This window comes from Pseudonocardia sp. NPDC046786 (assembly GCF_040645415.1).
Taxonomy (GTDB): Bacteria; Actinomycetota; Actinomycetes; order Mycobacteriales; family Pseudonocardiaceae; genus Pseudonocardia; species Pseudonocardia kongjuensis.
On the sequence record NZ_JBEYYF010000003.1, the window covers coordinates 49338 to 63016 of the forward strand.

Annotated in this window: 15 protein-coding genes and 1 other RNA gene; 2 read left to right on the top strand and 14 right to left on the bottom strand. The window is 71.0% G+C overall.

Annotation, left to right across the window (positions count from 1 at the left end):
- Window position 1: 1 nt before the first annotated feature.
- The 6 genes from ABZ881_RS04080 to ABZ881_RS04105 all read right to left on the bottom strand — a co-directional run bounded on the left by ABZ881_RS04080 (window position 2) and on the right by ABZ881_RS04105 (window position 5082).
- Entirely contained in the window at window positions 2-202 is a 201-nt protein-coding gene (locus ABZ881_RS04080) for a helix-turn-helix domain-containing protein (RefSeq protein ID WP_358481664.1), read from the bottom strand.
- On the bottom strand, window positions 192-1880 hold the full coding sequence (locus ABZ881_RS04085) for a replication initiator (protein WP_358481665.1): 1689 nt from the start codon (window positions 1878-1880) through the stop codon (window positions 192-194). The genes ABZ881_RS04080 and ABZ881_RS04085 overlap by 11 nt, the downstream gene beginning before the upstream one ends.
- Window positions 1877-3463 (bottom strand): FtsK/SpoIIIE domain-containing protein, encoded by a 1587-nt coding sequence (locus ABZ881_RS04090; protein WP_358481667.1) that lies wholly within the window; start codon window positions 3461-3463, stop codon window positions 1877-1879. The genes ABZ881_RS04085 and ABZ881_RS04090 overlap by 4 nt, the downstream gene beginning before the upstream one ends.
- A gap of 181 nt (window positions 3464-3644) precedes the next feature.
- Window positions 3645-3989 (bottom strand): WhiB family transcriptional regulator, encoded by a 345-nt coding sequence (locus tag ABZ881_RS04095; protein WP_358481669.1) that lies wholly within the window; start codon window positions 3987-3989, stop codon window positions 3645-3647.
- A gap of 95 nt (window positions 3990-4084) precedes the next feature.
- Window positions 4085-4540: a hypothetical protein gene (locus ABZ881_RS04100; protein WP_358481671.1), complete on the bottom strand. Its 456-nt coding sequence runs from the start codon at window positions 4538-4540 to the stop codon at window positions 4085-4087.
- Between the two features lie 113 nt (window positions 4541-4653).
- Window positions 4654-5082, bottom strand: coding sequence for a plasmid replication, integration and excision activator (locus tag ABZ881_RS04105; RefSeq protein WP_358481673.1), 429 nt, complete (start codon window positions 5080-5082; stop codon window positions 4654-4656).
- Here ABZ881_RS04105 and ABZ881_RS04110 point away from each other — a divergent pair, their 5' ends adjacent.
- Window positions 5083-5409, top strand: coding sequence for a hypothetical protein (locus tag ABZ881_RS04110; RefSeq protein ID WP_358481675.1), 327 nt, complete (start codon window positions 5083-5085; stop codon window positions 5407-5409). It abuts the gene before it with no gap.
- Between the two features lie 40 nt (window positions 5410-5449).
- Window positions 5450-5725: a divalent-cation tolerance protein CutA gene (gene cutA / locus ABZ881_RS04115; protein WP_358481677.1), complete on the top strand. Its 276-nt coding sequence runs from the start codon at window positions 5450-5452 to the stop codon at window positions 5723-5725.
- 50 nt (window positions 5726-5775) lie between these two features.
- Here the strand turns inward: cutA and ABZ881_RS04120 are convergent, their stop codons facing one another.
- From ABZ881_RS04120 to ABZ881_RS04155, 8 genes are all read right to left on the bottom strand, one after another.
- Window positions 5776-6438 (bottom strand): hypothetical protein, encoded by a 663-nt coding sequence (locus ABZ881_RS04120; protein WP_358481680.1) that lies wholly within the window; start codon window positions 6436-6438, stop codon window positions 5776-5778.
- A 6-nt stretch (window positions 6439-6444) separates the two neighbouring features.
- Window positions 6445-6918, bottom strand: coding sequence for a hypothetical protein (locus ABZ881_RS04125; RefSeq protein WP_358481682.1), 474 nt, complete (start codon window positions 6916-6918; stop codon window positions 6445-6447).
- Window positions 6919-7416: 498 nt separating this feature from the next.
- Complete coding sequence (locus ABZ881_RS04130; RefSeq protein WP_358481683.1) at window positions 7417-7836, bottom strand: hypothetical protein; 420 nt, start codon at window positions 7834-7836, stop codon at window positions 7417-7419.
- Between the two features lie 399 nt (window positions 7837-8235).
- An RNA gene (gene rnpB / locus ABZ881_RS04135) (RNase P RNA component class A) lies at window positions 8236-8644 on the bottom strand.
- 15 nt (window positions 8645-8659) lie between these two features.
- Window positions 8660-9361, bottom strand: a complete 702-nt coding sequence (locus ABZ881_RS04140; RefSeq protein ID WP_344019165.1) for a response regulator transcription factor — start codon at window positions 9359-9361, stop codon at window positions 8660-8662.
- Window positions 9358-11328, bottom strand: a complete 1971-nt coding sequence (locus ABZ881_RS04145) for a histidine kinase (protein ID WP_358481685.1) — start codon at window positions 11326-11328, stop codon at window positions 9358-9360. The genes ABZ881_RS04140 and ABZ881_RS04145 overlap by 4 nt, the downstream gene beginning before the upstream one ends.
- Before the next feature lie 27 nt (window positions 11329-11355).
- A complete protein-coding gene (locus ABZ881_RS04150) occupies window positions 11356-12036 on the bottom strand; it encodes a hypothetical protein (protein ID WP_358481687.1) in 681 nt (226 codons plus the stop codon).
- A gap of 196 nt (window positions 12037-12232) precedes the next feature.
- Entirely contained in the window at window positions 12233-13675 is a 1443-nt protein-coding gene (locus tag ABZ881_RS04155) for a protein adenylyltransferase SelO (protein WP_358481688.1), read from the bottom strand.
- Window positions 13676-13679: the final 4 nt, after the last annotated feature.

Here is a 13679-nt window from a genome sequence, read left to right on the forward strand (position 1 = left end):
GCTACGCCGCCTCCGAACGCAGGGACGCGACCCAGGCGCGGACCTCGGCCGGGTCGTAGCGCAGGTGACGACCGATCTTGTGCACCGGCGGCCCCTGGCCGAGCCACTTCCACTGGTAGAGAGTCTGGACGGGAACTCCGAGGTAGTGGGACAGCTCGGCGGCCGTCCACAACGGATCGATCTCCGGTCGATCATGCTGCATGGCTGCCTCCCGTGCTGTTGTCGATCTCGGTTGCCGAACGGTCGGGTGGTTCGCCGGTCGCCATGAGCGCGGCGTCGTAGTCGGCCCGCCATCGCTGCCGTTGGTGGATCGCGTGCAACAGCAGCACCGGCCGCGAGGGCACGTCGGTGTCGCCAGGCTGGGTTGTCTCCCACACGAACGGGCCGTCGTCGACGGTGTAGCCCGGCTGTACGCCCGCCTTGTCGAGCAGTTGCCGAACGAACGCGGTCCGCTCGGCGCGGTGTTCGGCGAGGCTCTTGTTCGACCACTTGCGGGACACGAGGACGCGGCGTCCGGCGATGCCGAGGTGTTCAGGCTTGTGGGCCTTGCCCTTGCACTGGCCCGGCACCGTTCCCGGTCGGGCGCCCTTCGGTTCGACGCCGTAGAGCAGCCAGATCGGGCAGCGCGGCGAGCACGGGGTGATGGCAAGTTCGGCGGCCAGGCGGCGGGCGTGGTCACGCTGCCGATGGGTCGCAGTCTCGTCGAGGCCGGCGGCCTGGCCGACGCTCTTGGTGAGGTACTTGGTCAGGTAGCCGATGTGGCGCCCGGCCTCCTCGGTACCGCCCAGGATCCCCTTCACGTGGACCTGGTCGCCGAACGTGACGGTGTGCGCCGGGACGGTGAGCCGGTCCGGGTCGGTGGCCTCCTCCCAGGTCAGCAGCGGGTCGCGGGTGTCCGGGTCCACGAACGCCTTGTTATGGTTGTCCCAGCGCGGCAGCTTCTGTCCGGAGTAGACGATCGTGTCGTGCGGCGGCCACCACACCTGGTGATACGTCGCCGCCGTGATCGCGCGCAGCTCGGCGCGCGGGATGGTGCCGCGGATCGCGGCGTGGAAGTGCGGAGCACCGCGGCGTTGTGGTTCGACGGTGCCGAAGTACTGCACGTCCCAGCCGACACACCGGCGGGTGTTCTGCCAGAAGCGATCGATCAGGCGCGGGAAGTGGATCGCATCCCGCGCGGCGCGCCGGTAGTTGTAGTTCTCCGGGTCGACGGCCGCGCCGTTGCCGTCCACGCGCCCGTAGCTGTCCAAGGTCAGCGTGAGGAAGGTGGACGGGCGGTACTTCCCGCCGAACACCCGGCCAACGGTGCGGTCCTCCACCGGGCGCCGGGGCAGGTTCGGCGCGTCCTGACGACGCCGGGTCGAGCGCCTGACGGTCTGCGGTTCCGGGTCCAGGGCTGCCAGCCGGCCCCGCACGCCGAGCGCCCGTAGCTCCTGGTCGATCTCGGTGACGGTCTCCCGGATCTCCTCACACTCGTGCTCGTCCCCGTCCTCCCGGCCGCGCTGGTAGGCCGCGTGGAGGTCGGCGCGGGTGGCCATGAGGTCCTTCTGCGCCTGCGACGGATCGGCCGGCCTCGAGAGTGCTTCGTCCTCGAGATGCCAGCCCTCCCGGCACTGCACCATCCGCAGCCGCCGGGCCTTGTCCGAGCACGGGCGGCACTGGTCCTCCCGCGTCGACCCGCACGGCACCGGCACCACGTCCACACGTCCGGTGGTGGTGTCGATCCGGCGCATGGCCATCGGGCGCACACAGACGCCGTGGTCCTCCGCGAGCTGGGTCGCGACCTCGGTGGACAGCGCCAGGAGCGCCTTCTGCGCCCGCGTGAGCTGGTCTTGGTCCACGGCCTCGGTCGAGACGGTCGGGGGCTCGGTGGTGGTCATGCGGCACCTCCTGTCGGGGCTCCGGCGGCTTGCGGGAACGGCAGGACCGCGCGCGGTCCCGGGATGGCCAACGGCGCCGAACCGGTGACGAGCTGTTCCAGGGCCTTGATGGCGTCGTCGGGCACCCAGGCCGCGCGCACGCGCAGGGGTTCGCGGATGCCTTCGCCGAACAGGTAGCCGACGCCGGCCTCGGACTCGCCGACGCGGTTGGCCCAGGCGCCGCGGTCGTACGCGTGCTCTCCGAGCACCATCCCGACGTGGGACTTCGTGGCGACGCGTAGGCAGATGCGACGCGGGAACAGGTCCCGGACCGGGACGGTGTCCTTGGTGGGTTCCTGGACGTAGCCGCGCACCGTGTACCCGAGTGCCCGGCCCTGTGTGGTCAGTAGCGCCACCCGTTCTGTGATCGCTTCGCGGGTCTTGCGGTCGCCGACGTAGCGGACCAGGGCGCCGATCTCGTCGAACTCCAGCAGCTCCAGCGGGTTCTCCCGGGTGATCGGGACGGTGCGGACCTTCTGGGCGTGCTCGCGCTTGCGGGCCTCCATCCCGCCGATGAGGTCGTCGAGCAGCTCAAGGGCGTCCTTCGAGGTGACTGCGTAGCGGTGGAAGATGTCGCGGCCGTAGGCCAGCTCCATCCCCTTCGGGTCGATCCCAGACACTCGGCACAGGCCGTCGCGGATCGCCGGGCCGATCGAGACCAGCGGCGCCCACATGACGGAGTTCTTCCCGGCGCCGGTGGCTCCGGCGCACAGGATGTGGCCGCCGGCCAACGGCTGGTGCCAGTCGGTGCCGTACTCGGTGCGCCCGGACCACACCCGCGACAGGTCGAGGCCGTCCCCGGCGACCTGGCGCAGCTCGGCGACGTCCGGGCATGCGACGACGTCGGCGAGGAGGTTGCGGCGCTGGAAGTCAATCGACACGACGTTGGGCTCCAGCTCGCGGACCTGACAACGGGCGACGCCTCGGGCGACGGCCAACGCGCGGGCGGCCTCGTCGACGTCCTCCGGGGTCTGCCCCGGCACCAGCCGCACCTGGACCTCGTCCCAGGACGGGCCGGAGCGCACCCCGAGGATGCGCGGGGTCTGGTCGCGGCGGGGCCGCTGGCGGGGAACGGCGCCGCTGCGGCGCAGGGGGTTGACGTTGATGACCAGGGCGTGGCGGTCGTCGGGGACGGTCAGGCGGCAGGCGCGTAGCCACCGGGGCATGCGCGGGGCGTAGACGGTCCAGCGCTGCCACCACGCCCGGATCCGCCGCCCGGCCCGTACGTCGAACGTGCCGACCGAGCACCACCGCCACACGCCGAGCCCGGCTGCAGTCGCAGCGAAGGTGATCGCGAGCGAGGGCCAGCCGAGCCAGTGCCACCACGCGATCACGGCGGCGGTGGTGCCGACGGTGCGCAGGTGGCGGACGAGCCAGCGCGCCCCGAGGTAGGCGCCCTTGACCGCCAGCCAGAGCGCGACGAACACGGCCGCGATCGCGGCGAGCGATTCAAGTGCCTTGGTGACGGCGTGGCCGATCTTGGCGAGCACCCAGCAGCCGAGGGCGAGTCCGCCGCAGAGCAGGATCATGGTTCCGGCGTTCATCGCGAGCCACCTCCCTTCCGGGTGCTCTTGCGTGCGCGGGGTCGTCCCGGGACCTGGGTGAGCGGGACGAGGGCGAGTTGGTCGAGGTGATCGGCGCACCGCCGGCGACGCGGGTCGGGCCGCTCGTGCAGGACAGTCCGGCACACCTCGCAGCGGCCCGGGTGCTGGTTGTCGGTGGCGCTCACGCGGCACCACCCCCGGCAGTCGGGACGGTCGGAGACATCGGGGCCGGGGCGATGGTGAGTCCGGCGCGGTGCAGCGCGGTGCGCTCAGCCGGGGTAGTGCCGCCGCAGACGCCCCACCGTCGCGCGGGGTCCTCGGTGGCCATCACGTCGGCCAGGCAGGCGTCACGGACGGGGCAGCGGCCGCAGATCCGCCGCGCCGGGCGCACCAGCTCCTCGCGGCGGTAGGCCAGCGGGTAGAACGTCTCCGGGTCGCTGTCCCGGCACGCCGCGTTCTGGCGCCACTCCCCCGCGCTCATCGGGTCGTGGTGCGCCAGCGGGTCCAGGTACGGAGCAGTCGGCACCACCACCGTCGGCACAGCACCGGCGCCGGCCTGTCCGGTGGTAGCTGAGTCGGTCGTCCGCAGCGGGCGCAGCGCCGGACCACGCGCATGCCGGGTCACCGCCCGGCTCCGATCGGCGGGACCGTCTCCGCGAGGTGCGGGCGGCCGAGATCGCTGATGCCGAGGTCGTCCCAGTTCGACATCGCACCGGCGCAGTCCGAGGTCGGCCGGTCCAGGGCGCGGGCGGTCCAGTCGGCCGCCGTGTCGCGCCAGAACCGGGCGTCCTCCTCTGCCTTGAACCGAGCGCGAATCGCGGCGTCGACGTAGACGAACGGCACCGCCCGGTGATCAGAGTGCCGGACCACGACCGCCCACCACAGGGCCGTGCGGGCGTGCAGCTGCTCCAGACGCAGCGCGCGGGCCGCGTGCTCGACGTTTCCCGTGGGACGGACCGCGCCGACCGCCATGATCAGGTCGGCCAGGCGGGTAATGGACTGCTGGGCCAGCCGGATCGCGATCACCGTGGGGGTCTCGCCGGGGCCATGCGCGTATGGGGTTCGAGCGACGTACATCTACGATCGGTGTCCTTCCGGATCTGTGCTGCCTGCCAGGGCTTGTGCGTGATGCGGGAGACCGGAGGGGGGTCCGCTGCAACGGACTCCCCTCCACCCACGTGAGGGGCGGATCAAGCGGCCTCACCGTCGTGGCCGCTCTGCTGCTTGCCCCGGCCGCCGGACTGGTGGCCGTGCCCGCCAGGAGCCCGCATCCCGGCCGCGCGAATGCTGTAGGCGACTCGGGGACGGCCGCTGTTCTCGGCGACGTACGGGGTGACCGTCAGCCCCTCGAACTCGACCGGGCGGAACGGCAGCCCGGCCGCAGCCTCCGGCGGTACCGGCTGGTGGGTGGCCGCGATCTTCACCACGACCGTCTTGTCCTTGCTACGTGCCTCAGGGTCCGCGTCGAGCACCGACACCGACCAGACCGGCAGCCCGGTCTCCTTGTCGAGCTGCTGCACCGGACGGCCCGGCTGGGACTTGTCGAAGTCGCGCACCGGCTCGACCTCCGAGACGACGTAGGCGACGGCGTCGCGAAGATCGCCACCCAGCCGGTGCACATGCGTCAGGAAGGCGACCTGGTCCACATCGCCGCCACACAGCGCGGCCTCAGCGCCGACGAGGGCGGCTACCCCTGGACCGGGGAGCTACGCCTCTGGGACAACCAGGTCCTCACCGGCTGGTACGCCGCCACCGACGGCGCCGTCCGATCCAAAGGAACGATGTTTTACGCGATGCACCCGCACGGGATCTACATGACTGGGCGTTGGGTCGGCCTCGGCTATGACGACGAGGTAATGACCGGCTGGGCGAGCATGGGCAAAACCCGCGATGAATCCGAAAGTGCCATGACCGACCTCATCAGCAGCCGGGGAAGTATGCCATGACTGAACTCTGCGAGGTTGTTATCACCGCTCCAGATCCGGAATGGCTCCGCGAGTTCACCCGCGGCGCCTTGCGTCGAGCGTCCACAACTTCACCCCGGTCCAGTCGACCTACTGCTGGCAAGGCGAGATCCATGACCGCACCGAGGGCCGGGCTTCGCTACACACGCGGCGCGCGCTGATACCTGCGATCGTTAAGCGTGCTATAGCCGCACACCCATACCAAGTACCCGGGATCAGCGCCCGCCCAATCGTAGACGGAAACGCGGAGTATCTCGACTGGATAGCCGAGCAGACGAACGGCCCTGCTCACCGCTAGTTGAAGTAGGCGATCGGGAAGCCTTTGTAGTTAACCAAGGTTGTGATGCATCAAGATTCCCGCTCTGGCTCCGCCAGCCTAGTCAGAAGTTCTCGGCCATCAATCTCCTCTGGGGTAAATTCAGCCCTCGGTCGCAGTCTTGCAACATCGTCTACTGTAGGCGTAAAGAGGCGAACCACGAACGGGACTCGAAGAACTAAAACGACTTCGAGGAGAACAGTCATGCCTGCTGCAGCAATTGCAAGTATGCGAGGTACCGACCAGCCTCCAGGTCCAGGGATCAGAATCGATATAAGTCCACCTACAAAGAGAACAATTCCTGCGTTGAATGTGAACCTAGCGAGATCCGAGTAGTACTCGGCAAGTCGTTCACTTTTCCATTGATATCGCCGAACATCCTGGGCGCGAACATCATAGTGTTTCATCTCAGGGTTCCAGTCAACCCATTCAGACGGCTTGATATTGTACCTCGCACCGTTTATCGCTGTCTGTATCGCGACAATGAGGAAGCCAGCCGCTAGCGTGAATAGCAAGATTGCTATGTCGCCGCGTATACCTCGTTCGCTGCGCCCAACTATCTCAACCACAGCCGTAAGCGAGAAGCCCGCAAGAAGCGGCGCAGCGAGTGTGCCGAATCCCGACACCGACGAGGGCATCCCGAGCGGCGATGGCCTCTTCCAGACGTCCTTACCGTCGACACTGTGGTCACCCATCGACATTCAGCCTTCGCCATCTTTTCCCTGCGAGAACTGAATCATAACTGCAGGAAGTGGCTTCCAGCCGTACGCGGATGACTTTTCGTGTGACTCGAAACTCACATCTCTCGATTCGCGATAGAAGATGCCAACTCTTCCAGCGGCTCCGGGAAGGGTGCTCAGTATTGCACTCAGCTGCATCACCGATTCACGGCTGATGGTTCCGCAAATATCAACGCTATCAGAGATCACATTATTGGTGGCAGGTTCCATCGGCAGTTTCAGTACATCTTGTTCGTGTGATCTATCCTTGCGGACATAGGTATTTGGAGAACCCGGCAGGGGGGAGTACTGGAATTTTTCTCCACCCGGAGCGAAGACCAACACGCCCACTTTGGCAGACGGCGGGGTCGCAATCTCGTGGAACTTCTCAGCTATGGATTCGATCTCCGCAGCGTTGAATACAATTGTGTTGTCGGAACCGCCCATCTCCATCATCTTGTCTCACATCCTCACAGGCCGACGGCCAAGACTGGTGTTGGGTAGTCGCCAAGCGACGACCACGCGTTACGACCGCGCCCGCCCCCACGGGCCGAGGCTGCGGGCCCGCCGCTCATCAACAGCCAAGCCGTTGCGCGACCGAGCTCAATGGACACCTGGAACTTCTAGGGTGGTCTACGGCAACCCGGGGCGCACTGCGTGCCACCGCGGTACGAGACGGCATCTCGCAAATCGACAGAGAATCTCGAGACCTGGTTGCCGAATCCGACTCTATGGGATCAAGGCGCCGCCTCCGGCGGCGCGCGGGCCGGCCACGCCGGCCCGCCGTCCGACCCTCTACCTCCGGCCCGGGCGCGGCCGTCGGTCCGGCTACCCGGCCCGCAGCCACGGAGATGCGCCCAGATCGATAAGGCGATCGGCGACGAGCATCAGGGCGCCGAGCTGCGACCCCGGCACAGAGCGCCAAGACCGACAGAGCGGGCGGGCCACGTCCAACTACGACCTGCAGGTCGACGTGTAGGCACGCTCCGCGTCGCCGTACGCGAAGCTTGCCGCGAAGTAGGCGCGATCATCTTCGTTCTCGTACGCCTCGGACAGAGGCTCAATCGTGTTGGCCAGGTTGTCTGCGGCTGCGTTGTAGCTTTGCGCTGAGAAGTAGGCGGACTCGCCTGCACGCGTACGGAGCGCACTCTTCAACTCGTCCAAGGCGTCGACGATCTTGCCGTCGGGGTCACTTGCGCCAGGGCCATAGATCAGTTGCAGCTGGACAACCTTGTCGGTCGCGTCAATACCCTCCGGGCACGGCCGCTCCCCGGGCGGCGATTGCTCCGGCTGGCTGCTGCAACCGGCGACTGCGGCGACCGCGATCGCAGCTGCGCAGAGGGCGACGACTGTTTGGCGGCTACCCGTCATCACGAACCCAGGACCCTTTCGACGTAGGGGCTTCGTCCGATTGTCGTGACCTGGTCGCGATCGTTACCGGACGAACGGCCGAAGTACCCAGTTCTGATGACCACTCGGCTCGTATGGCAGCCCCCTCGGCCGAGGAGTGTCCACGCCGCAGAGTCGGCCACAAGGGCGCCTGACGGCGTCGCTGACGCGATGGCTGGCGCCACCCTTGTCCCCGCCTCTCCGACGGGCAGTGCGGCCAGGACGAGGGGGATGCCGGGAGAATGGGCACCAAGATCAATCCCTGGGCCGTGCCTGGGCCGTCGGACATCCGGGAGCGCCGAGAACTCGCCAGATGCCGCGAGACGGTTTCCGCTGGTCAGAACGGATGCCCCGCTCCCCCGGCGCATGTCGGGGAGAGCGGGGCGGACGAGCCGGTCTGTAAGCCGGATCCTGTTCCCGGGCACCTCACGGTGCACCGTTCGGCGACCATCCATCTCGGCCTGCCGTCGCCGGCAGGCTCCAGCGGTCCACCCGCAGGCTCGGGCGGGCAGCCCTCGAACGCCTGCGCAACCGCCCCGTCACGGATGACGGAGCCGTCTCTCGACCTTGCTCCGGGTGGGGTTTACCGAGCCACCCCGGTCACCCGGGGTGCTGGTGGTCTCTTACACCACCGTTTCACCCTTACCTCCGGGCGGACCCGGAGGCGGTCTGTTCTCTGTGGCACTGTCCCGCGGGTCGCCCCGGGTTGCCGTTGACAACCACCCTGCCCTGTGGAGTCCGGACTTTCCTCGACGGGACCCGTGGATCCCGACGCGGTCGCCCGACCGACTCGTCCGCACCGCGGATTCTAGCGATCCGGTTCGGCCCGGCCCCCGGTGGGCGGCAGGCCCGGCCGGGACTCGCCGAGACCGGCCCGGCGGGCCCGCAACACGGCCTCGGCCCGGTCGGCGGCCTGCAGCTTGCCGATCACGTTCGACACGTAGTTGCGCACCGTCTTCGACCGCAGCCCGAGCCGGCGGCCGATCGTGGCGTTGCCCAGACCGTCGGCCAGCAGGCCGAGGATCTCGCGTTCGCGCCCGGTCAGGTCCGGGAACGCCATCCGGTCGGGCATCGCCCGGTCGAGGCCCCCGAGCAGCCGCGCGGCGACCTGCGGACCGAACACGGAGTCGCCCGCGGCGACCGCGCGGACGGCGGCGACGATCCGGCCGGGCTCGGCGTCCTTCAGCAGGTAGCCGCGCGCCCCGGCCCGTACGGCCGCGGTCACCGCGTCGGCCGAGAGCATGGTCAGCACCAGCGGCGCGGTCCGTGGCGCGACGGCACCGAGCTGCCGGATCAGCTCGACGCCGTCGATGTCGGGCAGGTTCAGGTCGACCAGGACGACGTCCGGCGCGGTCCGCTCCACCAGCTCCAGGGCCGCTGCACCGGTATCGGCCTCACCCACGACGACGATGTCCGGCTCGGCCGACAGCCTGGTCCGCACCCCGAGCCGGAACACCGGATGGTCGTCGACGACCAGCACGTCGATCGGGCCCGCGGTGCCGTCGCTCACCGCGGGATCCTCGTCACGACGCGGGTACCGGTGCCGCCGGGTCCGGGGCCGACCGTGACCGTCCCGCCGAGCTCCGCGGCGCGCTCGCGCATCGACGCCCCGCCGATCCCGCCGAGGGCCGGATCCGGGCGGGCCGGCCGCTGCCCGCCGCCGTCGTCGGCCACGACGAGCACCGTGTCCGCCTCCTGCACCGTCAGCTCGATCCGCGCGGTGCGCGCACCGGAGTGCCGGACGACGTTGGCCAGCGCCTCCTGGGCGATCCGCAGGAGCGCGACCTCCGCGGCGGGGCTCACCGCGGCGGTCGCGCCCGGGTCGGTCCACAGGTGCACCGTCAGGCCGGCCGAGGTCAGCCGGTCGGCCTCGGCCTGCAGCGCCCCCGGCAGCCCCGCGTGGTCCAGCACCGGCGGGCGGAGGTCGTGGGCGACCCGGCGCACCTCGCCGATGGCGGACCGCACCTGCTCCTCCATCCGGGCCAGCAGCTCCGGCCGGTCACCGGTCACCCGGACCGTGTCCAGGATCAGCAGCTGGGACGCCAGGATCGTCCCGACGCCGTCGTGCAGGTCCCGGCGCAGCCGGCGGCGCTCGGACTCGCGCACCTCGGCCGCCGCCACCCGGGCCCGCCGCAGCAGCGTCGCCTCGTCCCGTGCGAGCAACACCAGCGCCACGAACGGCAGGACCTCGGTGAGCAGCCGCCGGTGGTGCCGGTCCAGGCGGTCCCCGTGCGCCGGGGCCAGCAGCAGCACGCCGCGGTCCCGTCCCGCGGCGTCCACGACGGACTCGCGGTGCGGGGCCGCCACCGGTTCACCGTGGCTCCAGAGCGGCGTCCCGGCGGCGTCGAGCACCTGCACGTACCGCAGCTGCAGGCCGGCCGCGAGCGTCGAGGCGAGGTCCCGGCCGGTCCCGGCGTCGGGCTCCCGGCCGTGCGCCGCGAGCGCCCTGGCCAGTCCGTGGCCGCCGAGGATCCGGCGACGCAGGCGTCCCCGCATGGCGTACCCGGCGAGTCCTGCGGTGAGCGCGAGGACACCGACCGCGGTACCGGCCGGCGCGGGCGCGGCGCGCCCGCTGAGCGCCGAACCGGCGACGGCCACCAGGCCGACGTAGACGACCGCCAGCCCGACCAGCGCGCCGCCGTACAGCACGGTCCGCCGCAGGACGACGTCGACGTCGTAGAGCCGGTGCCGCAGCAGGGCCCACCCCAGCCCGGCACCCAGCGCGGCGAACGCCAGGTAGTCGAGCAGCACGGCGACCGGCTGCACCGACGGGAGGGCACCGGTCACCCCCGCCACCGCGACGAGTGCCGCGTTGAACACCAGCAGCAGCACCACGAGCAGCAGCACCTTCGCCTGCTGCCGGGCAGCGGTGTCCGACACCGTCCGGTAGCGGTGCACCTGGATCCCGGCCAGCAGCAGCCAGGTGGCCAGCTCCGCGACCTCGTGCCCGGGCGGGCTGTCCGGGAACGGCGTCGTCCCGCTGACCAGCACCAGCGCCGGCAGCGGCCAGACCCACCGGTACCAGCGCGGATGCCAGCGGTCGTCCGGGAACAGGCCGACGAACACCGGGACGAGGACGGCCACCACCGCGGCACGGACGGCGTCCGCCCACCACATCGGCCCCGGACCGGCGGCGGCGAACGGGGCGAGTGCGGTCAGCGGGAGCAGCACCGCGGTGAGGACGACCAACCGGCCGGCCGGTCGCCGCAGCACCAGCGCGACGGCGACGGCGAGGAACACGAGAAGCTCCGCCCACGCCACGACGGCGACCACCACGGCATAGCCGGCCGGCCCCGTGCCTGCCGCCGCCAGCAGGTCCACCGCCTGCGGCGACGGCCGCTCGAACCGGCGGCAGATCCCGTCCGGGCACGGCTGCGCGACGGCGTCGACGAAGGCGGGCGTCCCCCACGCCGCCCAGCCGATCACCGCGACCGTCGCGGCAGCGGTCGCCGGCAGCCGCACCGCTCCGCCGGCCATCCCGCTCCCCGTGGGCTCGTCCCCGGCTCAGAGTGTGCTGGACCGGCGGGCCACAGCCAAGGGAGCACCGAGCACGGCGCCCAGCACGAACGGCACGAGCGGCGGGAGGGCGAAGCTCGCCACGACCGACGCGCCCGCCAGGCCGGCCACCACGGTGCCGGTCCGGCGTGCCACACCGCTCGGCCGCAGTGCCACCACGAGCGCGACGAGCGCGACGCCACCGGTCGCGCAGGTCACCGTCACCAGGACCGGCAACCAGCCCTCGACGGCCTTCCCGCCCACGCCCACCAGCAGCGCGACCACCTGCGCCGCACTCCATGCCGCCGCGCACACGACCGCCGCGGTCACCGCAACGGCGCCGGAGCCCCGCCGGGCCGGCCGCACGGCGCGCGCGACGGTGGCGATCCCGAACGCGAAGGCGGCGGCACCGGCGATCAGCAGGTACGGCATCGGGTCCAGCAGGCTCTGCTCGCCGTGGATCTGTGCGACGACCTCCGGCGGGAGCTCGTTCACGTCGACACCGAGTTCCTCGGCCGCCGCCGTCTCGGCGGCGAGCGAGCCGTCCAGCACGGTGCGGACCAGATCGACGACGATCATCGCGATGAGCACGGCGAACGAGCCGACCAGGAGGCGGGCGCCGCGCCGGACCCGGGGGACGTCGACGTCGTCACGGGACGTGCCCGTCGTGGCTGGACGTGTTCCGGACATCGGTCCTCCTGCGGCCTGGGACGACCGGGACGGTCGCCGGAGCACGACCGTGTCCGTCCTCGCGTCCCGGGTTCCAGGGACACCGCGTCCCGGCCCGCCCGGTCACCGAGATGCAGATCAGCGGGAATCGTCGATCTTCACGGCCCGCTGAGCTGCATCTCGGCGCGGAAACCGGTGCGAGGCGGGGCGGGGCCGGTCAGGTGCCGCAGAAGGTCATGAACGGCGGGGCGTCCGGGCCCGGCGGCCGGGCGTAGCGCTCGTAGCCCTCCCGCTCCTCGTAGGGATGCCCCAGCACCTGCAGCATCCACTGGATCGGCTCGAGATCGCCGTCGGCGACGGCCACGCCGAGCGCCTCCTCGACGAGGTGGTTGCGCGGCACGTAGACCGGGTTGACCCGGTCCATCGCCGCCGGGTCCGGCCCGGTCGCCAGCCAGGAGGCGAGCCAGCCGTCCACCGCGGCCGGGTCGTCGAACAGGTCGCGGACCGGTCCGGCGTCGCCGCGGGCCGCGTCGGCGAGGCGCCGGAGGAACAGCGTGTGGTCCGGCTTCCGCTCGGCGAGCAGCGTGGCGAGGTCGGTCAGCAGCGGCTCGGCGTCGAGCCCGTCCGGCAGGCCGAGCTTGTGGCGGTACCCCTCGTCGCGGGCGGCGAGGTAGCGGTCGGCGAACTCCTGGAGCACGCCGGTGGCGAGCCGGATCGCCTCGTCGGGGTCGTCGTCGAGCAGCGGGAGCAGGGCCTCGCCGAAGCGGGCCAGGTTCCACTGCGCGATGCCGGGCTGGTTGCCGTAGGCGTAGCGGCCGCCGTGGTCGATCGAGCTGAACACGGTCGCCGGGTCGTGCACGTCGAGGAACGCGCAGGGGCCGTAGTCGATGGTCTCGCCGGAGATCGTCATGTTGTCGGTGTTCATCACGCCGTGCACGAACCCGACCTGCATCCAGCGTGCGACCAGTCGCGCCTGCGCGTCCACCACCCGGCGGAAGAGCTCCAGGTACGAGCCGGCGCCGGGATGGTGCCGGGCGATCGCGTGGTCGGCGAGCCTGCGCAGCAGCTCGGTCTCGCCGGTGGCGGCGGCGAACTGGAACGTCCCGACCCGCAGGTGGCTCGACGCCGTGCGGGCCAGCACCGCGCCCGGTTCCGGGCCGCGCTCGCGCATGACGTGCTCGCCGGTCGCGACGACCGCCAGCGACCGGGTGCTCGGGACGCCGAGCGCGTGCATCGCCTCGGACACCAGGTACTCGCGCAGCATCGGCCCGAGCGGCGCCTTCCCGTCGCCGCCGCGGGCGAACGGGGTCCGCCCGGACCCCTTGAGGTGCAGGTCGCGGCGCTCCCCGGACGGCGTGACGAGCTCGCCGACGAGCAGCGCACGTCCGTCGCCGAGGCGCGGCGAGTAGTTGCCGAACTGGTGCCCGGCGTAGGCCTGCGCGACCGTCGTCGCCGACTCCGGCACCGCGGTCCCGGTGAGCAGGCCGAGTCCAGCGGGCCCGCGCAGCGCGGCCGGATCGAGGCCCAGCTCGCCGGCCAGCGCCTCGTTGAGCAGCACCAGCCGCGGTTCCGGCGCCGGTGCGGCGTTCCACGGCAGGTACAGGCCGTCCAGGTCGCGGACGAAGGTGTTCTCGAACGCGATCTCCGTGGCTGCGGTCATGCCG